This window comes from Thalassospira xiamenensis M-5 = DSM 17429 (assembly GCF_000300235.2).
GTDB lineage: Bacteria > Pseudomonadota > Alphaproteobacteria > Rhodospirillales > Thalassospiraceae > Thalassospira > Thalassospira xiamenensis.
The window spans coordinates 2,901,512-2,923,755 of sequence record NZ_CP004388.1 but is presented as its reverse complement, the minus strand read 5'-3'; the positions used below and the strand labels follow the sequence as shown (position 1 = coordinate 2,923,755).

21 protein-coding genes are annotated in these 22,244 nt (G+C 53.5%); 17 read left to right on the top strand and 4 right to left on the bottom strand.

The genetic code is table 11. The features are described 5' to 3' along the window. The first annotated feature begins 81 nt into the window (after positions 1-81). From TH3_RS13685 to TH3_RS13655, 7 genes are all read left to right on the top strand, one after another. Entirely contained in the window at positions 82-930 is an 849-nt protein-coding gene (locus TH3_RS13685) for an ABC transporter permease (protein ID WP_233421777.1), read from the top strand. After that, complete coding sequence (locus TH3_RS13680) at positions 927-1,979, top strand: ABC transporter ATP-binding protein (protein ID WP_007091550.1); 1,053 nt, start codon at positions 927-929, stop codon at positions 1,977-1,979. Before TH3_RS13685 ends, TH3_RS13680 begins: the two co-directional genes overlap by 4 nt. A gap of 34 nt (positions 1,980-2,013) precedes the next feature. After that, positions 2,014-3,084: an extracellular solute-binding protein gene (locus TH3_RS13675; RefSeq protein WP_007091549.1), complete on the top strand. Its 1,071-nt coding sequence runs from the start codon at positions 2,014-2,016 to the stop codon at positions 3,082-3,084. A gap of 40 nt (positions 3,085-3,124) precedes the next feature. Next, a complete protein-coding gene (locus TH3_RS13670; RefSeq protein ID WP_233421776.1) occupies positions 3,125-3,970 on the top strand; it encodes an ABC transporter permease in 846 nt (281 codons plus the stop codon). 379 nt (positions 3,971-4,349) lie between these two features. Next, the gene (locus TH3_RS13665; protein WP_007091547.1) at positions 4,350-5,714 is read left to right on the top strand and encodes an NAD(P)-dependent oxidoreductase; all 1,365 of its coding nucleotides are present in this window, start codon (positions 4,350-4,352) and stop codon (positions 5,712-5,714) included. A gap of 20 nt (positions 5,715-5,734) precedes the next feature. Then, positions 5,735-7,012: an NAD-dependent dihydropyrimidine dehydrogenase subunit PreA gene (preA, locus tag TH3_RS13660; protein ID WP_007091546.1), complete on the top strand. Its 1,278-nt coding sequence runs from the start codon at positions 5,735-5,737 to the stop codon at positions 7,010-7,012. Between the two features lie 35 nt (positions 7,013-7,047). Next, positions 7,048-8,325 (top strand): Zn-dependent hydrolase, encoded by a 1,278-nt coding sequence (locus tag TH3_RS13655; protein WP_007091545.1) that lies wholly within the window; start codon positions 7,048-7,050, stop codon positions 8,323-8,325. A gap of 64 nt (positions 8,326-8,389) precedes the next feature. Here TH3_RS13655 and TH3_RS13650 read toward each other — a convergent pair whose 3' ends face one another. Beyond that, positions 8,390-9,160 carry a substrate-binding periplasmic protein gene (locus TH3_RS13650; protein WP_167710575.1) on the bottom strand — a complete coding sequence of 257 codons (771 nt, stop codon included), beginning with the start codon at positions 9,158-9,160 and terminating at the stop codon, positions 8,390-8,392. Positions 9,161-9,333: 173 nt separating this feature from the next. Beyond that, the gene (locus TH3_RS13645; protein ID WP_007091543.1) at positions 9,334-9,975 is read right to left on the bottom strand and encodes a TetR/AcrR family transcriptional regulator; all 642 of its coding nucleotides are present in this window, start codon (positions 9,973-9,975) and stop codon (positions 9,334-9,336) included. Between the two features lie 437 nt (positions 9,976-10,412). On the opposite strand from TH3_RS13645, the gene aptA reads away from it, so the two are divergent. From aptA to hydA, 7 genes are all read left to right on the top strand, one after another. After that, complete coding sequence (gene aptA / locus TH3_RS13640) at positions 10,413-11,744, top strand: omega-aminotransferase AptA (protein ID WP_007091542.1); 1,332 nt, start codon at positions 10,413-10,415, stop codon at positions 11,742-11,744. A 176-nt stretch (positions 11,745-11,920) separates the two neighbouring features. Further along, positions 11,921-12,787, top strand: coding sequence for a nitrilase-related carbon-nitrogen hydrolase (locus TH3_RS13635; RefSeq protein WP_040060999.1), 867 nt, complete (start codon positions 11,921-11,923; stop codon positions 12,785-12,787). Between the two features lie 195 nt (positions 12,788-12,982). Beyond that, a complete protein-coding gene (locus tag TH3_RS13630; RefSeq protein ID WP_007091540.1) occupies positions 12,983-13,774 on the top strand; it encodes an ABC transporter ATP-binding protein in 792 nt (263 codons plus the stop codon). Next, entirely contained in the window at positions 13,764-14,693 is a 930-nt protein-coding gene (locus TH3_RS13625) for an ABC transporter permease (protein ID WP_007091539.1), read from the top strand. The genes TH3_RS13630 and TH3_RS13625 overlap by 11 nt, the downstream gene beginning before the upstream one ends. Next, a complete protein-coding gene (locus TH3_RS13620; RefSeq protein ID WP_007091538.1) occupies positions 14,690-15,847 on the top strand; it encodes an ABC transporter permease in 1,158 nt (385 codons plus the stop codon). The genes TH3_RS13625 and TH3_RS13620 overlap by 4 nt, the downstream gene beginning before the upstream one ends. Positions 15,848-15,906: 59 nt before the next feature. Next, a complete protein-coding gene (locus TH3_RS13615) occupies positions 15,907-16,893 on the top strand; it encodes an ABC transporter substrate-binding protein (RefSeq protein WP_007091537.1) in 987 nt (328 codons plus the stop codon). Positions 16,894-17,034: 141 nt separating this feature from the next. Further along, positions 17,035-18,486, top strand: coding sequence for a dihydropyrimidinase (hydA, locus tag TH3_RS13610; protein WP_007091536.1), 1,452 nt, complete (start codon positions 17,035-17,037; stop codon positions 18,484-18,486). 68 nt (positions 18,487-18,554) lie between these two features. On the opposite strand, the gene sugE is transcribed toward hydA, so the two are convergent. Further along, on the bottom strand, positions 18,555-18,875 hold the full coding sequence (gene sugE / locus TH3_RS13605) for a quaternary ammonium compound efflux SMR transporter SugE (RefSeq protein ID WP_007091535.1): 321 nt from the start codon (positions 18,873-18,875) through the stop codon (positions 18,555-18,557). Between the two features lie 189 nt (positions 18,876-19,064). Between sugE and TH3_RS13600 the strand changes: the two genes are divergently transcribed. The 3 genes from TH3_RS13600 to TH3_RS13590 all read left to right on the top strand — a co-directional run bounded on the left by TH3_RS13600 (position 19,065) and on the right by TH3_RS13590 (position 21,329). Beyond that, positions 19,065-19,715, top strand: coding sequence for an NTP transferase domain-containing protein (locus TH3_RS13600; protein ID WP_007091534.1), 651 nt, complete (start codon positions 19,065-19,067; stop codon positions 19,713-19,715). 195 nt (positions 19,716-19,910) lie between these two features. After that, positions 19,911-20,837: an SPFH domain-containing protein gene (locus tag TH3_RS13595; protein ID WP_007091533.1), complete on the top strand. Its 927-nt coding sequence runs from the start codon at positions 19,911-19,913 to the stop codon at positions 20,835-20,837. Positions 20,838-20,858: 21 nt separating this feature from the next. Next, positions 20,859-21,329, top strand: coding sequence for an NfeD family protein (locus tag TH3_RS13590; protein ID WP_007091532.1), 471 nt, complete (start codon positions 20,859-20,861; stop codon positions 21,327-21,329). Between the two features lie 59 nt (positions 21,330-21,388). Here the strand turns inward: TH3_RS13590 and TH3_RS13585 are convergent, their stop codons facing one another. Continuing rightward, the gene (locus TH3_RS13585; protein WP_007091531.1) at positions 21,389-22,237 is read right to left on the bottom strand and encodes a tetratricopeptide repeat protein; all 849 of its coding nucleotides are present in this window, start codon (positions 22,235-22,237) and stop codon (positions 21,389-21,391) included. Between the last annotated feature and the right edge of the window lie 7 nt (positions 22,238-22,244).

Here is a 22,244-nt window from a genome sequence, read left to right as displayed (position 1 = left end):
ATTTTGTGTTCACAAATGTCATTAAACTTACATTTGTGTAAATTTTCAGACTCGCATAGCTTGGCCCTCGGACGATGTTCGGTGGGCCATTTTTTTGGCCGCGATATCGTTTCCCTTCTAGTCTTGCCACTCTGGAATTTTTTTATGGGTCTGGTGACTTTTTTATATTGTTTGTATCTGGTGACACCGATTCTTCTGTTGGTGGTAGGGTCCTTCGGCACGAGCTGGACCAACAGCCTGCTGCCCAGCGGTATGACATTCGATTGGTACCTTGAGGTCGCCGGGGATTCCAGTTTTCAGCGTGCCTTTCTGACCAGTTTGCAGGTCGTTGTTGCTACATGTGTTATCAACGTTCTGCTTGGGGTGCCGTTTGCTTACGCAGTGTTCTCGGCAGCTAACCGTGGCGTTCGACTGGCCGCGCGTATTTTCACCCTATTGCCCGTTGCCGTACCTGAGCTTGTCTTGGGCTTTGGATTTATTATCGTATTTTCAAGCAATTATACCCCTTGGCTCGGTACGACCTGGCTTCTGGTCTGTGCGCATGTGGTGTTGACGCTGCCATATCTGGTGGGAACCCTCCTTGGGGATATGGATCGGCTTGGTATTGCTGGAATGGAAAGGGTCGCCGAAACGCTTGGTGCAGGTTTCTGGCAGCGTTTTCGCGATATCGTTATTCCCTCGCTCCGCTACAGCCTCTTGTCCGGTCTGATGATGGTTACAGCGATTTCCATTGGTGAATTCCAGATTTCCAACCTTGTGGCGGGCTTTCTTTCGCGAACCTATCCGGTTGTCCTGTTGCAGGCATTTTATGGTGCGACCGGGTTGGCTTGTGCGGCCACGGTGGTTTTGATCTTTCTTGCCTTGATGGCGGCATGTGCCAGTGCTGCCGGGGCGCATTTCTCACATTTTCGTCAAAAGGCACGCCCATGACCATCCGTTTTGAAAATGTCACCTATCGTTATGCGGATGGCAAAGGCGGTCTTACTGATATCAATTTTGATGTCAAAACCGGAGAACTGCTGGCGGTGATCGGTCCCTCCGGTTCCGGGAAGAGTACGCTTTTGAAGCTTCTCGCCGGATTTATGGACCCGCAGCAGGGACGCATCGAGATCAGCGGTCGCGATATGAAAGGTGTTGCTGCACGGCATCGTGATCTTGGTATTGTGTTTCAGTCCTACGCCCTGTTCCCGCACATGACGGTGCTTGAAAACATAGCCTACCCGCTTCAGCTTCGCCGTGTTGCACGAGATGAACGAATTGAGTGCGCATGCAAAGCCTTGCAGGAGGTCGGTCTGGCTCATGCCGGTGATCGCCTGCCCGCGACCCTTTCTGGAGGGCAGCAGCAGCGTGTTGCGCTTGCACGTGCGCTTGTCTATCAGCCAAAGGCGCTTTTGCTTGATGAACCGTTGTCAGCGCTTGATGCTTCTTTGCGTGGCGAGATGCGTGATCTGATTACCCATATCCAGCGCACGGCGAACATCGCTGCGATCCTTGTTACCCACGATCAGGAAGAAGCCTTGTCCATGGCAGACAGGGTCGCCGTCATTCATGAAGGCAGTTTGCTTCAGCTTGCCGCGCCGCGTGATCTTTACGACAATCCAGTTGATAAAACAGTCGCCGCCTTTGTCGGCAAGGCCAATCTGTGGCCGGGCAAAGTGCTGTGCCCCAACCGGGTGTTGACCGAGCTTGGCGAAGTCGTCTGTAACGCAGAGGATTGGCAAGTCGGCGCATCCGTGACGCTGCTTGTTCGCCCCGAAGCCGTTATGCCGGTGATCAGTGCGCCCTCCGCCGCAGAGGGTGGGACGCATCATAGCGTAAATTATTTCCAAGGTGATCTTGTTCAGGACAGGTTCCTTGGCGCAGTACGTCGATACGACATTGCCCTTGGAGACCAGATCATAACTGGTGAAACAGGATATCGTGGCACTGTTGCGGGTGTCTCGATTGCTCCGGACCAGGTTCGGATTCTTCGCTCATAGTCCATTCCGATATCCCCCCTCAAGGAGACATTCGATGAATTTCAAGTTCAAGGCGGCGCTGGTTACTGCTCTATCTCTTGCGCCGTTTACCGCCAGCGCCTTTGACGGGCCTGAGCTTTATGATGGTGAACAGGCCCTTTATGAAAAAGCGCAGGAAGAAGGTCTTATTGTATCATTTGATACCGGGCCGACCTGGGCAAACTGGTCATCACAATTCAAGAATTTCAAGGCCCGCTATCCGGGGGTTGAAATGGTCTATAACGATCTAGGCTCGGCTGCGACTGTTGTTGCGCTGGACAAGTCGCGCAATCGTCCGCAAGCCGATACTGCCTATTACTTTGCCGGTTCTGCACTTGATGCGGTTGCCAAGGATGTTGTTGCGCCGTTTGAGCCTGTCAATTTTGACAAGCTGCCGGATGAGCTTCGTGAGAAAGACGGAAAATGGTTTACCGTTCACAAGCTCAATATTGCATTTCTGGTAAACAAAAAGCTGGTCAAAGAAACGCCGGAAAGCTGGGCTGATCTTCTGAAATCCGAATACAAGAATTCGATTGTCTATCTTGATCCGCGCTCGACTGGTCAGGGGCAGGTTGTTGTTTTTGGTGCGGCATTTGGCAACGGCGGCGATATGGATAACATTCAGCCGGGTATCGATTACCTTGCGCGTCTGCATGACAGCGGTAATGTCCTGCGCACCGTCGGGACGACGCCCTATGCGCAGTTCCTCAAAGGCGAAATTCCGATCTGGATTGGATATGAAAATGATGGCTTGAAAGCGAAATACAAGGACGGCATGGGGGATGACATAGATGTCGTCATCCCGAAAGAAGCATCGGCGGCTGCGCCTTATGCGATCAGCATGGTTAAAAACGGTCCGAACCCTTCATCTGCAAAGCTTTGGCTCAACTACATCATGACAGATGAGGGCCAGGCCACCTTTGCCGAAGGATATGTCCGTCCGTCGGTTCCAGGTGTCAAGCTGTCTCCGGAAGTGGCTGATAAAATGCCCGACGCCCCTCAGATTCGCCCGATTGATATCGTCAAGGCGACTGCGCTGAAGGCGGATATTGATACCGGTTGGTCCAAGGCCGTTCTTGGTGATTGACTGAGTATCTAACGCAATAAAAAGACCTGAAAAGCGGAGAATGAAGATAATGGTTGGACGTCACAAGAGCACGTTGCTCTGGCTTGCATTACCGGCAACGGTGTTTCTCGGTGCGTTCTTCATTTTGCCGCTGGTTTTCGTGGTTGCTGACTCGCTCTCGGATGGTGGCTCTGCCTATGGCAGGGTCGCCTCCGATCCCGTTTTCTGGGCCGGGTTGCGTGGCAGTCTGGTGATCGGATTGGCGGCACCGCTCTTTTCTTTGATCGTGGGCTATTTCGTCTCTTTGCATCTGTCGCAAAAATCAGAACGGTTTCGCTCAGCTTTGATGTTTCTGATCTCGTTGCCGCTGACGTTTTCCGGGCTGATTATTGCTTATGGATTTATTCTGACCTTTGGCAGGGCGGGATTTGTTACAATGCTTTTGGCGGAAGTCGGGGCTGAGCCTTCTGTTGTTGGCGGATTTATTTTCTCGCCAATCGGCTTGGGATTTGCCTACTCATACTATCTGATACCGCGGGTAGTGATGATCTTGTTGCCACCACTTATAAATTTTGACCGAAGCCAGATCCAGGCTGCAAAGACTATGGGGGCGTCGGGTTTTCGGGCGCATGTTGATGTTTTGGTGCCCCAACTTGTACCGGGTTTTGTCTCGGCATTCTGTCTTACATCGGCGGTGGCGTTTGGTGCGTACGGTACGGCGTTAGCTCTGGTTGGGACACAAGTAAATATCCTGCCTCTGGTGCTCTACTCCAAAATTGCGGAAACGGGCAGTGATTTGCCTGCTGCATCGGCGATTTCAGTTGTTTTGATGTCGATTTGTGTACTGGTGATTTCGGTCGCGGAAACGGTCACTACAGAAAAGAAGCCTGCGCGCTTGGATGCATAGGAAAGCGCGATTTTAATGTCTCACACATCTTGCAATCCTGTGTTGAATTTTAATCTTGACCAAATGATCAGGATTGGACATGCTGTATGGGTCAGAGAGAGGCATCTGTACGCGCTATCAACCGGGAATAACCCGAAATTCAAAAAAGGCGCGACAGATCGAATACTGGGAAACAGTCCGGCAATAAGCCGGACGGATACGCCAAGAATGTCATTGATTGAAGACCCAGAGTTGGTCGGGCCCGCCCGTCCGCATACGCCATAAATCCATCCGGAGCTTTTTTAGGCTTCCAAGGGCGGCTGGTTTTTTGAGAATGCCATTCTTGTTTTGTCTCTCGCTGACGCCAGGAGAGGACGCCTTTTTGGCAGGGAGACAAAACATGACCATCTTGCAGGGCAAGCAAGTTTCGAAATCAGGTGCTAGCCACGGCTCGGGACATATCGGCCATAATGATCCCGATGACGGATTTTCCGATCTGCATCCGGCCTATTCCACCTTGCAGGCCATGGCCGAAAGCAATCGCTGCCTGTATTGCTATGACGCGCCATGCGTTACGGCATGCCCGACATCAATCGATATTCCGGGCTTCATCCGCAAAATCAGCACCGGCAACCCTGATGGGGCAGCCAAAACCATCCTGTCGGCCAATATCATGGGGGGCACCTGTGCGCGCGCCTGTCCGACAGAAGTGCTGTGCGAACAAGCCTGTGTGCGCAATGTGTCCGAAGATGTCGCGGTTGAAATCGGCAGTCTGCAGCGTTTTGCGGTTGATCACCTGATGGCGCGCGATGAATTGCCCCATCCGTTCAAACGGGCCCCCCTGACCGGTAAACAGATTGCAGTGGTCGGTGCCGGTCCGGCGGGGCTTTCATGCGCGCATCGCGCGGCGATGCTGGGCCATGATGTGACGGTGTTTGAGGCCAAGGCAAAGCCGGGCGGGCTTAATGAATATGGTCTTGCGGCGTACAAAATGACCAATGATTTCGCCCAGCGCGAGGTTGAATTCCTTTTGGGCATTGGCGGCATCCGGATCGAGTATGGCAAGGCGCTTGGCCGTGACATCAGTCTTGGGGCTTTGCGTGACGGATATGATGCGGTGTTTGTTGGGGTCGGGCTTGGCGCGACTAACGAACTTGGCCTGCCGGGAGAGGCATTTGATGGTGTTGATGACGCGATTGCCTTTATCGAGCAACTTCGCCAGACCGAACCGAAATCCGACATGCCGGTTGGCAATAATGTGATCGTGATCGGCGGTGGCAACACTGCAGTTGATGCCGCGATCCAGGCCAAACGCCTTGGCGCGGACGAAGTCACATTGGTCTATCGTCGCGGGGCTGAACATATGTCGGCCACAGAATATGAACAGGAACTGGCCAAGATCAATGGCGTGGTCGTGCGCCACTGGGCCAAGCCGGTGGCGATCAAGGCCAATGGCAAACTGATCGGCATGGGGTTCGAGAAAACGGAACTTCAGAACGGCAAGCTTGTCGGCACCGGCGAGAAATTTGAAATCCGCGCCGACCAGATTCTGAAGGCCATCGGTCAGAAAATCAAAACAGATGATCTTGCCGGGATGGAAATTGCCGGTGGCAAGATCGTGGTCGACGAAAATTACCAGACAACCGCCTCTGGCATCTTTGCCGGTGGGGATTGCATCAAAAGTGGCGAGGACCTGACAGTTCAATCGGTCGAAGACGGCAAGCAGGCCGCGATTGCCATCGACGCGTTCCTTAAAACCGCATAAGCCAGAAAGGGAGAGAGAAAATGGCTGATCTAAGCTGCAAAATTGCCGGGATCAATTCACTGAACCCGTTCTGGCTGGCCTCCGCACCGCCGACCGACAAGAAATACAACGTTGTTCGCGCATTCGAAGCCGGATGGGGCGGCGTTGTCTGGAAGACACTGGGGATTGACCCGCCGGTGGTTAACGTATCGTCGCGCTATGGCGCGCATCATGACCAGAACCGCCGTTTGCTTGGTATCAACAATATCGAACTGATTTCCGACAGGCCGCTTTCGGTCAACCTTCAGGAAATCCGTGAATGCCGTAAAGAATATCCCGATCATGTGATTATCGGATCGATGATGGCCCCGATTGAAGAACGGGCATGGAAGGATTTGGCACAGCAGATCGCCGAAAGCGATGTGCATGGGATCGAGCTTAACCTTGGCTGCCCGCACGGCATGTGCGAACGCGGCATGGGATCGGCCATCGGGCAGGTTCCTGAAATGGTCGAACAGGTCACGCGCTGGGTCAAGGATGCGGTTGATATTCCGGTCTTTACCAAACTGACGCCAAACATCACCAATATCCTGTGGTCGGCGGAGGCCGCGTTAAAAGGCGGGGCGGATGCCGTGTCGCTGATTAACACCGTTAACTCGATCATTTCGGTCGATCTGGACAGCATGGTTCCCGAGCCGATGGTTGATGGCAAGGGGACGCATGGCGGTTACTGCGGGTCGGCTGTCAAGCCGATTGCCCTTAACATGGTCGCCGAAATTGCCCGCACGCCGGAAACCCGCGATCTGCATATTTCCGGCATCGGTGGGATTACCACATGGAAAGACGCCGTTGAATTCATGGCGCTGGGATCAAATGCGGTGCAGGTCTGCACGGCCGCGATGATCTATGGTTTCCGGGTTGTAGACGATTTGATCGATGGCATGAGCCAGTGGATGGATGACAAGGGTTACACCAGTGTCGAACAGTTCACGCGTGCGGCCGTGCCGCAGGTCGCGAACTGGAACGAGCTTAACATGAATTTCGATACCAAGGCGGTGATCAACCCCGACAATTGTATCGAATGCGGCCGTTGCCATATTGCATGCGAGGATACATCGCATCAGGCGATTGCGATGAATGTCAAGGAAGACGGGCACCGTGAGTTTGTTGTCATCGACGAGGAATGTGTTGGTTGCAACCTTTGCTATCATATTTGTCCGGTCCCTGATTGCATCACCATGGAGCCGGTTAAAACCGACAAGCCTTACATGACCTGGCCGGAACATCCGTTAAACCCGATGCGACAGGCAGCCGAATAACGCCAAAGCCGAAAGACAGACAAAAGGATATCTACATGACCGTTCAACCAAGTGTGCGTAATCTGTCGATCAATGGCGACCGGCTTTGGGACAGCCTGATGGAGATGGCAAAGATTGGCAAAACCGCCAAGGATGGCGTTTGCCGATTGGCGCTGACCGATCTGGATCGTGAAAGCCGCGATTTGTTCATCAAATGGTGCAAGGCCGAGGGATGCACGATCCGTATCGACAAGATGGGCAATATCTTTGCCCGCCGTGAAGGTCGTAATCCTGAACTGCCCCCTGTCGTTATGGGAAGCCACCTTGATAGTCAGCCGACGGGTGGAAAATATGATGGCGTTTATGGTGTGCTTTCGGGACTTGAAGTGATCCGGACGCTCAATGAAGCCAAATATGAAACCGAAGCACCGCTTGAAGTCGTTTGCTGGACCAACGAAGAAGGGTCGCGCTTTGCCCCGGCAATGGTCGCATCGGGCGTTTTTGCGAAGGTGTTCGATCTTGATTACGGCCATTCGCGCGCTGATGTCGATGGCAAGACGATGGGCGAGGAATTGAAACGCATCGGCTATCTTGGTGATGACGAAGCCACGATTGATGCCCATCCGATGGGCGCGTATTTCGAGGCCCATATCGAACAGGGCCCGATCCTTGAAGATGAAGGCAAGGATATCGGCATTGTCACCGATGCACAGGGGCAGCGCTGGTACGAAATCAAGTTCACCGGTGTTGAGGCCCATGCCGGCCCGACGCCGATGAAAACCCGCAAGGATGCATTGTTGGGTGCGTCGCGTGTGGTTGATCTGGTCAACAGGATCGGTCTGGATCGTTCCCCGTTGGCCTGTGCGACGGTTGGGATGATGCAGATTCACCCCAATTCACGCAACGTGATCCCGGGCGAGGTGTTCTTTACTGTTGATTTCCGACATCCTGACGACGCGGTCCTAGCCGATATGGATAAGGCGCTTCGCGAAGGAGTGGAGAAAATCGCATCCGACATCGGCCTGAAAACCGAGTTGGAACAGATTTTCTATTACGCCCCGGTCCCGTTTGACAGAACCTGTGTCGATGCAGTCCGCAATGCTGTCGAAATCGGCGGATATTCCGCTCGCGAGATCGTGTCGGGTGCCGGTCATGATGCGTGCTACCTGGCGCAAGTGACCCCGACGGCGATGATCTTTATCCCGTGTGTTGATGGCATTTCACATAACGAGATTGAAGAAGTTCATAAGCATTGGTCGGATGCAGGCGGGCAGGTTTTGCTGCATGCCGTTCTGGCCAAAGCCGATGAAACGGTCATGACACAGTCGGTTTAAGCGATATCGAGAACCTCCCCTGAATACTCCAGACTGGACCGGCCTTTGTGCCGGTCTTTTTTTGTCAGTTGCTGTTGGATTTGGGCAGGTGAAGGGCTACCCATTCGGAAAGTTGCCCGTTTCTGTCCAGTTCCGTGATCAAGTCGTTGATCCGGGCGATGTGTGGAACGCACGGGCTGCTGCGCGAAAACATGAATTGAACTTCATTCACTGCCAGTGGTGGTTCAATGGCAATTACCTGTTGCTCGATACCATCAATCGCGACATTGGCCATGCCGTCATACCGCCCGAGCAACACATAATCGACCCGCCCGTTCATCAGGATATCGAATATGCGGTTGCCGGTTGGTGAATAAATCATGTCGAGCCGATCATTGGCATACCGGTCAATGAAATCGCCGTAGCTTCCGCCTTGGGGACGGGCACCGCTGTGACCGATCAGGCTTTCTATGTTTTGCACGGAAAATTGTCGGTCAACATGCTGAAAGACCATGACATCATCGGATGCATACGGAAGGGAATAGATGAAAGTCATCGCCCGTTCGGCCGTGGAATAGGCGCCTGCCATCACATCTATTTCACCGGCTTCGAGCATCTGGATCGACCGGTTCCACGGGATTTCAAAATGTACTTTCAGGCTGATATTGTTTTCCTGCGTGTATCGACGCAGGATATCAATCGAAATGCCTTGTGCATGGCCATTGCTGTCGAAGTAAGAAATCGGTTCCCATCCTGCCGCACCACCAACGACAATCTGTTTGCAGGTATCAGATGCGGCATGGGCATGATTAGTGATTGCGGACAGGACCAGGCACGTCAGAATAAGCATAGGCATAATGCCAAATCCGATCGCGTACATGAATACGCGTTGAAAATGCATGCTGGCCCCCGTTGAAAATAGATCAGTGTTTGTCGATTTCAGATTTGGGGGATGGGTATATTTTTCAACTATTCATTAGTGTGGGGTTGGGGCAGGCAGCTTTGTTGCGGTGGTTGCCTTGGTTGCCTTTAAGACAGCCCAACGCCTTTCAGGATGATGCGCACGACATTTTCCTTGGCCTCGGCGAATTGGGTATCCGATAGCGGTTGATCGTTGTTGAAGATTTCGATCTGACGGGCAAAGTCGGCGTAATGCTGTGTTGTGGCAAAGATCATATACATTAGCGAGTATGGTTCGACCTTGTCCATCTTGCCTTCTGTGATCCAGCGATTGATTACTACCACGCGACTATCAAGCCAGTTTTTGACCGTGGTTGAAATGTAGTCGGACGAGAACTTTGCGCCACGGATGATTTCATGCGCCCAGACGCGCGAGCCGTGCGGACGTGCGCGCGACAGATCCATCTTGGCTTCGATATAGCCGCGCAGAATTTCGGCCGGGTCGGAACTGTTTTCAAATGTCATTGCCGCTTCAAGCCAATGATCGCAAATGTCTTCCATGATCCGGCGGTAAAGGGCTTCCTTGGTGCTGAAATAGTAATGCACATTGGCCTTGGGCACCTTGGCAATTTCGGCAATCCGCGCGGTGGTTGCGCCCTTGAAGCCGTAATCGGCAAAAACCAGCTCGGCAGCGGCAAGAATTTGCTCTTCGTTTTCCTGGCGAATGGCGGCTTTATGTGCGCCGTTTTGCCCGGATTTGACTGCACTCATCGACGTTCCCCGAAATTGCGTCATTTATCTTGACCGTTTGGTCAGGTTAAAATAATCTCTACTTTAGATACTAAAAAGCAAGTTTAAAATACGCGCCGAACCAACCAGATTATGTCCAGAATTTTGAACAACTCCGGTGAAAGATAAACAGAAATTCGGTGCCGTAAACAAAAATCAGGGTCGCTGAAATGGCATTTGGCAGTCGAAAATTCGAAACCAGTTCCCGGTGACTTTAAAGCGCTAGTGCATGGGAGATTCCCGTGCTAACGATTTTTTCCTGTGCCGCCATGCGGTGCAGTTCTGATCGTCCTGTGTGCGACATATCACGCATCCGGGGTGTGATGGATATTAAATAAAGTCGGACATTGGTTTGGTCACGGATTCTGTCCGTCAGAACGATGTCAGGGAAGCACAAGAAAGGTACGGGAGACCTTTTTATGACAGCCACCACGAAAATCAGCCGGCCGAACGATCTTTCGGCATTCTGGATGCCGTTTACGGCAAACCGTCAGTTCAAGCAGGCCCCACGCATGCTTGTCAGTGCTGAAGGCATGTATTACCAGACCGATGACAACCGCCAGATTCTGGACGGTACTGCCGGGCTTTGGTGCTGCAACGCAGGTCACAAGCGTCCCAAGATCGTCGAGGCGGTCAAGGCACAGATGGACGAGCTGGACTATGCCCCGGCATTCCAGATGGGCCATCCCAAGGCGTTCGAGCTTGCTAGCCGTCTGGCGCAGCTTATGCCGGGCGATTTGAACCATGTTTTTTATACCAATTCCGGTTCTGAATCGGTTGAAACCGCGCTTAAAATCGCGATTGCCTATCACCGGGCACGCGGGGATGGGCAGCGGACCCGTTTGATAGGTCGTGAACGCGGCTATCACGGTGTTAACTTTGGCGGTATTTCGGTTGGTGGTATTTCGGGCAACCGCAAGACCTTTGGCCAGATGCTGGGCGGGGTTGACCATATCCGTCACACCTATCTGCCTGACGAAAACGGCGTTACCCGCGGCCAGCCGGAACATGGTGCGTTTCTGGCCGATGATCTGGAACGTATTTGCGCGCTTCATGATCCGTCGACCATCGCTGCTGTGATTGTCGAACCGGTTGCTGGGTCGACCGGTGTTCTGATCCCGCCAAAAGGCTATCTGGAACGCCTGCGCGAGATTTGCACCAAGCATGGTATTCTTCTTATCTTTGATGAAGTCATTACCGGTTTTGGTCGTCTTGGCGCACCGTTTGCCGTTGACTATTTCGGCGTTCAGCCGGATCTGGTGACAACGGCAAAGGGGCTTACCAACGGGACAATCCCGATGGGTGCTGTTTTCGCGACCGACGACATCCATGATACCTTTATGTCCGGCCCGGAAAACATGATCGAGCTGTTCCATGGTTACACCTATTCGGGCAATCCGGTTGCCTGTGCGGCGGGCCTTGCGACGCTTGAGACCTATGAAGAGGACGGCCTTTACACCAGAGGGCAGGAACTTGGTCAATATTGGGAAGATGCGGTTCACAGCCTGATTGATCTGCCGAAGGTCAAGGATATTCGTAACCTTGGCCTGATCGGCGCGATCGAGCTTGAAGGGATCGAAGGTTTCCCGACCAAGCGCGCCTTCAGCGCGTTCCTGAAGGCGTTCGAGAAGGGCATTCTGATCCGCACGACGGGCGATATCATTGCGCTTTCGCCGCCGCTGATCATTGAAAAATCACATATCGATCAGCTGTTTGGCACGCTGCGCGATGTGCTGAAAGAAATCGACTAGGGATTTTTTCCCCTGTTCCGCTGCGGACAGGGAGGGCGAAAGCCCGAAGGAGACGTTACGTTTCACGATTTTCCGGTTTGCGTCCCATCATGGGAATTGGGGACGCAAACCGGACCAAGCCACAAGATCGGCAAAAGCCGGCATATGGCACATATCAGATCAAGGAGGTATCTCGGATGTCTATGCTGAGAGGCGGACTGATTCAGATGAGCCTTAAGGGTTCAACCGAACAGTCGCCAGACGAAATTCGTCAGGCCATGATCGACGCGCATCTGCCCTATATCGAAGAGGCAGGGCGGCAGGGCGTGCAGATTTTGTGTTTTCAGGAAGTTTTCACACAACCCTATTTCTGTCCGAGCCAGGATGCGAAATGGTACGCCGCGGCCGAAGAAATCCCGAATGGCCCGACCACGCAGTTGATGTGCGAACTGGCCAAAAAGCATAAAATGGTCATCGTCGTTCCGATCTACGAGCAGGAAATTACCGGTGTGTATTACAACACCGCCGCCGTGATTGATGCCGACGGGACCTATCTTGGCAAATATCGCAAAACCCATATTCCGCAGGTTGCCGGTTTCTGGGAGAAGTTTTTCTTCAAGCCCGGCGTTTCGGACTGGCCGGTGTTTGATACCCAATATTGCAAGCTTGGCGTTTATATCTGCTATGACCGACACTTCCCGGAAGGCTGGCGTGCGCTGGCGTTAAATGGTGCGGAATATATCGTTAATCCGTCGGCAACCGTGGCCGGGCTTTCGGAACATCTGTGGAAGCTGGAACAACCCGCATCGGCAGTTGCCAACGGATGTTATATCGGGGCGATCAACCGGGTTGGCTGGGAAATGCCGTGGAACATTGGCGAGTTTTACGGCCAGAGCTATTTTGTCAATCCACGTGGCGTGATTGAAAAGGAAGCATCGCGCGATCAGGACGAACTGATCGTGCATGACATGGATATGTCCATGGTACGTGAAGTGCGGAACACATGGCAGTTTTTCCGCGACCGTCGGCCTTCGACCTATACCCGCCTGACCGACGGCAACTGAGATTTAACGGCGAACGGAGCATGTGTCCCGCTCGCCGTTTTGCTTTGACCGACATTTTATATTCCGGCGCCAAATGACCGGGCAAAAGACAAGTCGGCAAGGTTCAGGGCAACGACCCTGAGGGAGGCTTTAGAGAGACATTCGATCAGGGGATACCCCATGGCGTTAAAAGCAGTCGTCAATAATGTGGCGCAAATGCCCGCATCCACGGACGCAGTTGTTGATATTCAAAAACTGTCGTTGACCTTTCAAACCGCTGACGGGCCGGTCTATGCCCTGTCTGATGTTGATCTGAAAATCGAACGCGGCGAGTTCGTTTCCTTTATTGGCCCGTCGGGCTGTGGCAAGACCACGCTGTTACGTGTGATTGCCGATTTGGAAAAAGCCACGGGTGGAGATATTTCGATCAACGGTGTTTCACCTCAGGAAGCGCGTGAAAATCGTGCCTATGGCTATGTGTTTCAGGCGCCGGCATTGCTGCCGTGGCGCTCGATTGAACGCAACGTGACCCTGCCGCTGGAAATTATGGAAATTCCCCGCGAAGAACGCATCAAGCGGGGGCACGAGGCACTTAAACTTGTTGAACTGAACGGGTTTGAAAAGAAATTCCCGTGGCAGCTTTCGGGCGGGATGCAGCAACGTGCATCAATTGCGCGTGCTCTAAGTTTCGATGCCGATCTGCTTCTGATGGATGAGCCGTTCGGGGCGTTGGATGAGATTGTGCGCGATCATCTGAACGAACAGCTTCTGAAATTGTGGGCGCGGACCAACAAGACGGTGGCCTTTGTCACCCATTCGATCCCCGAGGCGGTCTACCTGTCGACCAAGATCGTTGTGATGTCGCCAAGGCCGGGCCGGATCATTGATGTGATCAAAACCGATTTCCCGAAGGATCGCGGCCTTGACATCCGCGAAACGCCAGAATTCTTGGAAGTCGCCCATCGTGTGCGCGAAGGGCTGCGGGCGGGGCATAGCTATGACGAGTAATGCCGCAACGATGAATGGCGCGATTGGCGGAGAATCGCTGTGGTCGCGTTTGATGTCCGGGCAGGCTGGTCCGGTGACGGTGGTGCTGATTGCGCTGTTTGTCATCTGGTATATCGGGGCGGTGTTCATGAACGCGCCGACCCAGATTGACCGCTATAACCGTGCCGGGGAAACCTGGACAACGACGCGTTTGATCGAAGATACTCTGGCGCAGGAACGACCGATCCTTCCGGCCCCGCATCAGGTCGCGCAGGAAATGTATAAAACCATTTTTGCGACTGCGATCACGTCGAAACGGTCGCTGGTTTACCATACCTGGGTGACGCTTTCATCGACTCTGCTGGGGTTTGTGATCGGAACCGCACTTGGCATTCTGCTGGCGGTCGGAATTGTTCATGTGATCACACTTGAAAAAAGTCTGATGCCGTGGGTGATTTCATCCCAGACCATTCCGATCCTTGCCATCGCACCGATGATTGTCGTTGTGCTGGGTGCGATTGGCCTTAAGGGACTGGTGCCAAAGGCGATTATTTCGACCTATCTGTGTTTCTTCCCGGTGACGATCAGCATGGTCAAAGGGCTGCGGTCGCCGCAGGTGATCCAGCTTGATCTGATGCGTACCTATAATGCCTCGAAATGGCAGACCTTCTGGGCGTTGCGATTGCCATCGGCGATGCCCTATCTGTTTGCCAGCCTGAAGGTCGCGATTGCGATCAGTCTGGTGGGGGCAATTGTCGGTGAATTGCCGACGGGGGCACAGGCAGGGCTGGGCGCACGCCTTTTGGCCGGGTCCTACTACGGGCAGACGATCCAGATCTGGTCGGCATTACTGACGGCGGCCTTCGTTGCCGCGATTATGGTGGTGTTGGTCGGCTGGTGTGAACGTCGCGTTCTTGCCCGGATGGGAGTACGCAGATGACCGACGTGAAACTTGATAAATTCTGTCTGGTTGCGGCAATCGCGGCTTTGCTGGCTTTGATCTTTCCGCTGAGCGGGGTTGATCCGGAAAGCGGCAAACAGATCGCCTTTGTCAGCGACATTCCCGGTATTGCGGTGGCGATGGCACTATGTGTGATTGCCGGTGCTGCATTTACGTGGCTTGGTGTGGGGCACATTCAGTATGCGGCGATCATCCTTGCGGTGGCGGTGTTTGGCTGCTGGCAGGCGATTGAAGCACTTTATGATTATGGTATTGCCGGTCATGCTGGAACCGGGTTCTGGTTGTTTATCCTGTCGCTTTGGGCGTTTGTCTGGCGGGGGATTGATGTTGTTGCGCGCTATCGCAGCGTTGAAACTGCCAAACAGCAATCGGCGAATATTCTGGTGCCAATCGCGTTTGGTTTCTGGTTGCTGTTCCTTTGGGAAGTGATCGTGGCCGGTTTTGGTGTGCCGCAGGTTTTGCTGCCTGCGCCAAGTGCCATTGGCGTTCGCTTTGTCAATTCGACCGACATTCTGGTTGCCGATTTCCATCAGACTTTCATCAAGGCCGTGATCAGCGGCTATGTGATCGGTTGCGGCAGTGCCTTTATCGTGGCGATTGCGGTGGATCGGGTGCCGTTCCTGAAACGGGGGCTTTTGCCGCTGGGCAATATGGTGTCTGCCCTGCCGATCATCGGTGTGGCACCGATCATGGTGATGTGGTTCGGGTTTGACTGGCAATCCAAGGCGGCAGTGATCGTGATCATGACGTTTTTCCCGATGCTGGTGAATACTGTGACCGGGTTGAATGCTGCAGGCGCGCTTGAGAAGGACCTGATGGCGACTTATGCGTCGGGTTACTGGTCGACCCTGTTTCGGTTGCGGCTACCGGCCGCAATGCCGTTTGTCTTTAATGCACTTAAAATCAACTCCACGCTGGCGCTGATTGGCGCCATCGTTGCCGAATTTTTCGGCACCCCGATTGTGGGCATGGGATTCCGGATATCGACAGAAGTCGGGCGGATGAATGTCGATATGGTCTGGGCGGAAATTGCATTGGCGGCCCTGGCGGGGACCGCCTTTTACGGAGCTGTGGCCTACGTCGAAAGAAAGGCGACGTCATGGCATCCGTCATTTCGGGTACGTCGCCATTAAAGGCATCAAAAGACGGCCCGTCGGGAGGACTTGACAATAACCTGAGGAGACATCGACGAATGAAGAAAATATTTGCGACTGCGTTAGGGTTAAGTGTCGGTATGGCATCGTTTTCGGCGATGGCAGCGGACGAAGTCACCCTGCAGCTTAAATGGGTAACCCAGGCACAGTTCGCCGGTTACTATGTGGCGCAGGACAAGGGGTTCTATGAAGAAGCCGGTCTTGACGTCACGATCAATCCGGGCGGCCCGGACATTGCCCCGCCACAGGTTATTGCCGGTGGTGGTGCCGATGTGATCGTCGACTGGATGCCATCCGCACTGGCGTCGCGAGAAAAGGGTGTTGCATTGGTCAACATTGCGCAGCCCTTTGCCAAGTCAGGCATGATGCTCACCTGCCTTAAGGAGACCGGTGTTGAAAGCCCGGATGATTTCCCGGGTCGTACGCTTGGCGTCTGGTTCTTTGGCAACGAATATCCGTTCCTGAGCTGGATGTCGAAGCTTGGCATTCCGACCGATGGCAGCGAAAAGGGTGTTACGGTTCTGAAACAGGGCTTTAACGTTGATCCGCTGTTGCAAAAGCAGGCCGATTGCATTTCAACAATGACCTATAACGAATACTGGCAGGTCATTGATGCCGGTATCACCGAAGATCAGTTGAACGTCTTCAAATACGAAGATCAGGGTGTCGCGACGCTTGAAGACGGCCTTTATGTTCTTGAAGACAATCTGAAGGACGAGGCATTTGTCGAGAAGATGGGCCGCTTCGTTGCTGCGAGCATGAAGGGCTGGCAGTGGGCAAAGGAAAACCCGGAAGACGCCGCAATGATCGTTCTGGATAACGACGCAACCGGTGCCCAGACAGAAAAGCATCAGATCCGCATGATGCAGGAAATTGCCAAGCTGCTGGATGACGACGGAAAGCTTGACGAAGCGGCCTATCAGCGCACCGTTGATAGCCTTCTGTCGGGCGGTTCCGACCCGGTTATCACCAAAAAGCCGGAGGGTGCGTGGAGCCACGTCGTTACCGACAAGGCGTCGATGTAACGATCCGATCCTGTCACTCGGCAGGTGTAACTGACCTGCCGGGTGACAAGCCATCTTACGAAACTGAAAACGGGCAGGGATGCCGGGGCTTTCCCGCAACTTTCCGGGCCTTACGATAGACTGACAGACAAGGAGCCACCCATGTCCATGGTTATTCGTGGCGGAACAATCGTTACCGCCGATCTGACATATAAATCCGATATCCTGATTGAAGATGGCAAGATTGCCGCGATCGGTCAGAACCTGACCGGGGACAAGGTTGTTGATGCCGACGGCTGCTATGTCATGCCCGGTGGGATTGACCCGCACACCCATCTTGAAATGCCTTTTATGGGCACCTATTCCGAAGACGATTTTGAAAGCGGCACCAAGGCTGCCGTTGCAGGTGGCACAACGATGGTTGTCGATTTCTGCCTGCCTGCCCCCAATCAGTCGCTGCTTGAAGCGCTTCAGGCGTGGGATAACAAATCGACCAAGGCGGTTTGCGATTATTCTTTCCACATGGCGATCACATGGTGGGGAGAGCAGGTCTTTGACGAGATGAAAATCGTTGTCGAGGAAAAGGGCATCAACACCTTCAAGCATTTCATGGCCTATAAGGGGGCCTTGATGGTAGATGATGATGAAATGTTTGCATCCTTCTCTCGCTGTTCGGAACTCGGCGCGATGCCGCTGGTTCATGCCGAAAACGGCGATGTGGTCGCGACACTTCAGCAACGTCTGCTTGATGCTGGTAATAACGGGCCCGAAGCGCACGCCTATTCCCGGCCTGTCGATGTCGAGGGCGAGGCGTGTAACCGCGCGATCATGATTGCAGATATGGCCAATGTGCCGCTTTATATCGTGCATGTGTCCTGCGAACCGGCGCACGAAGCCATCCGCCGTGCGCGTGCCAATGGCAAGCGCGTGTTTGGTGAGCCGCTGATTCAGCATCTGATTCTGGATGAAAGTGAATATGCCAACGCGGACTGGGATCACGCGGCCCGTCGCGTCATGTCGCCACCTTTCCGCAGCAAACTGCATCAGGACGGTCTTTGGAACGGTCTGGCATCGGGCAGCTTGCAGGTTGTTGCGACCGACCATTGTGCTTTCACGACAAAGCAGAAACGCATGGGAGTTGGTGATTTTACCAAAATCCCGAACGGCACCGGCGGTCTTGAAGACCGCATGCCGTTGCTGTGGACCTATGGGGTCAATACCGGTCGTTTGACGATGAACGAATTCGTTGCCGTGACCTCGACCAATATCGCCAAAATCCTGAACGTCTATCCGCGCAAGGGCGCGATTCTTGTCGGGGCGGATGCGGACCTTGTGGTCTGGGACCCGAAGGCATCGAAAACCATCACCGCCGAACATCAGCAATCGGCAATTGATTACAACGTGTTCGAAGGCCATGAAGTCACCGGTCTGCCACGCTACACCATCAGCCGCGGCCGGATTGCAGCTGAAGAAGGCGTCGTGATTGGCAAATGCGGCGATGGTGAATTCGTGCGGCGGGATGCTTATCCAGCAGTGAACAAGGCGCTTTCGAAATGGAAAGAGCTGACGTCTCCGCGTAAAGTAGAGCGTAGCGGCATTCCTGCCGGCGTGTGATTATCCTCATTCAAATAAAATCAGGGAAACGGGCGGTTTTGGGGCCGCCCGTTTCCATTTGATAGTGATCATGCCGGACTGAAAAGCTTTAGTCCGACAATTCCGGCAAGGATCAGGGAAATGGACAATATCCTTGCGACACTCAGCATTTCACCAAGTGCTACCACGCCAAATATCACCGCGCCAACCGCACCGATACCGGTCCAGATCGCATAGGCGGTGCCAAGCGGGATGCTACGCATGGCAAAGGTCAACAGCCAGAAACTTCCGGCCATGGTCGTCAGGGTGAAAATTGTCGGAAGAGGATTGGTAAAACCGTTGGAATATTTAAGGCCCGCAGCCCAGCAAACTTCCAGAATTCCGGCCAAAAGTAATGCAACCCAAGCCATAACGGCCTCCTTGTTCAAAGGGGCCGTCCCCGGTCGTCATCATCAAGCGTATTCGGTCGTCCGATCACGTGACAGCACGCTGTCATTGTCTTCGACCCTGATATAGGGGCAAAATGCCCCACTGGCAAATGCCTGCCCAGCAATGCTGCCATGCCATCGTGATCAAAATAAACGGACGTTATCCTGCCGATGTCAGCCAATGCAAACAGCCTGTCCGATCATCCCAAAGTCGCCGGATTGATTCTTGCCGGGGGCGAGGGGCGGCGTATGGGTGGAAACAAGCCGTTTCGTGAACTGGCAGGCAAACCCTTGATTGCGCATGCGATCAGCGCGGCATCCGCGCAATGCAATCACCTGATGATTTCCAGCAACGAAGGCGGGGCATTTTTTGCTGAATTCAATCTGCCGGTCGTTCCAGACAGTCCCCAACCGGGGCTGGGGCCGTTGGGCGGGATTCTGGGCGGACTATTGAGCTTGCCCGATGGTGTCGACTGGCTGGTTTCCTTTCCCGTCGATTGCCCGATTGTACCCGATGATATGGTCGTCCAATTGCTTAAGGCGGCGACAGAGGGCGGTAAAAAAGCAGCCTTTGCCAGCCATGCCGGACGGGATCACTACCTGTCTGCTATCTGGCATCGCGCCGGGGCTGGTATCATTGGCAACCAACTTCGCGATGAAGACCGCCGCGTTGGCGGGGCCCTGCGTGCCATGGGGGCCGCTAATGTGGCGTTTCCGGTGCGGTCTGGCGACATGGCTCCGTTTGTCAATGTCAACGCACCCGAAGATCTCAGTGCGCTTGATGAAATGCTGTCGGGATATATCGACGAAAAGCGTCTTTGAGTTTCGACGTGTACTTCAAGTATCTGGTGGTTTTACGATAAGGCATTCACACAATTTTCTTGCATAGCAAATGCATATTATCCCTATGATTAAATCTGTTTTGTTTTAAACGTATCGTTTCGCTGAGGTTTTGAATAAAACGGACCTTGTTGATGCCGTTTATTCGGCGTCCAGCTTAAATAATTAGGGCTTATCATGCATTCGACCTTTGCAATATTTTCTGTCGCTTTTGTCTTTCTGGCTGTTGTGCTGACGTTTTTGAGCGTCAAGATCGTGCCGCAGGGTTACGAAATTACCGTCGAACGGCTTGGTCGGTATTTGCGGACACTTGATCCTGGAATGCATATCCTGATCCCGGTTTTTGATCGTGTCGGACAGCGCATGAGCCTTATGGAACGTGTGCTTGATATCCCCAGCCAGGAAGTGATTTCGCGCGATAACGCATCCGTTGTGGTCGACGGTGTGGTCTTTATCCGGGTAACCAATACCAAAGATGCCGCCTATAAGGTCGAGCGCCTTGATTATGCCGTACAGAATTTGGCCATGACCAATTTGCGCAGTGTTCTTGGTTCCATGGAACTTGATGAAATGCTGTCAAATCGGGAGAAAATCAGCCTGCTGCTTCTGGCTGTTCTTGATGAAGCGACCAGTGATTGGGGGGTTAAGATCACCCGGGTTGAAATCAAGGATGTACAGCCGCCCGAGGATCTTACGGAAGCGATGAACCGTCAGATGAAGGCCGAGCGCGAGAAGCGCGCGCTGATCCTTGAGGCCGATGGTGAGAGAGAAGCTAACATCAAGCGCGCCGAAGGTGAAAAATCTGCGGCGATCCTGGCTGCCGAAGGACGCATGGCCGCTGCCGAGCTTGATGCGCGGGCACGCGAACGCACCGCCGAGGCAGAAGCCAAAGCAACCGAAACGGTTTCCAAGGCCATCCGCGAAGGCGATGTTCAGGCAATCAACTATTTTGTTGCCCAGAAATATGTTGAATCGCTTGGCCAGATCGCATCAAGCCCTAACAGCAAACTTGTCTTCATGCCGCTGGATGCGTCTGGTGTTGTTGGATCGATTGGCGGTGTGACCGAATTGATCAAAACGATTTCTCAGACAGACAAAAGCTAAAACGATCTCGAGATTGCCAAAATGAATTTATTTTCTGAACTGGGCATCGAGTTCTGGCATTGGTGGATTCTGGCCTGCCTTATGCTGGTGCTTGAAATGTTGCTGCCGGGGATCATTTTCCTGTGGTTGTCAGTTGCGGCAACAGCAGCGGGTTTTGTTGTTCTGTTGGTTCCCGATGTCTCGGTGGAACTACAACTGATCGCATTTGGCGTGTTCAGTGTGCTGTCATTTGTAATCGGTCGGCGGTTCTTTCGCCCCGCGCGTTCGGAGGCGCAAGAGGAAGATGTCAGCAGCACGCGGTCATCGCTGGTCGGAAAAACGACTGTTCTGACTGAAAAGACGACCAATGGCCGCGTTCGTCAAAACGTCTATGGATCAAGCTGGGTCCTGAAGTCGGATGAGGAATTTGTTGAAGGTCAGAAAGTCCGTGTCTGCGGGATTGAAGGAAGTACGCTTCTTGTCGAGGCGGTCAAAGCCGACGATCCAGATTAATTAATGTGGCCTGCAAGTTAAAATCCCCTATCAGCAAGATCGGGGATTTTTTCATTTGGCTAGTTCACGGCGCAGGGTCGCCATGGCTTCCAGGGTTTGTAGCCGTCAAAGAATTTTGCAAGGAACTGATCGACCTTTTCGCGGTTTGTGGCGCGGTCAGCTGAGGAGAGATCCTTGTCATACTGACTGCAGTTTTTTTCTACGGCATCGCCAATCGATTTCCAGTCCGCATGCTGATCATGGCCTGGAAGGCCTGTCGCGATGGCGCACCAACCAATAGCTTCGACGGGGTCACCAAGGATGCGGGCTTCTTCAGCAAGATAGGCCGCTGCACGCATTTCACCACGTTCGGCGGCTTGACGCAGATATTGATAACGGGCGGTGTCACTGTCTGCAAACCGATTGGCAAGCAAGGTTGCCGCCCGCGGATCGCCAGTTTCCCATGCAGTACTCAGATGCTGTTTTGCCTGATTAGGCTTGCCCTGATCCATTGCATCAAGGGCAAGCCACAGCATTGCCTGTGTCTGGTTCTGATCTGCAGCCTGTTGATAAAGCAGTCTGATATTGTCGGTTTTCGCACCGGTTGCTTCCAGTCTTCGGGCGATGACCATGCTGGCATCCGGATTGTGATTGTCGGCTGATGCTTTCATCAACTCCCAGCCACGTTTTTCATCGGCATTGACGCCAACCCCGTTAATCATCTGACAGGCCAGAAGGTACTGCGCGGTGGCGTTGCCCTGTTCGGCAAGCGGCGCAAATGTTTTGGCCGAAGCTTCGAAATTGCCGTGACGATACGAATTTATCCCTTCATCAAGCGGGGATGCGGCGGTTGCCGTCGCCATCAGGCAAAGCGTGATGCCTGCCGTCACGGTCGAGGATTTCAGGATATGTGCGATTGGATTTTTCATGCTGTTT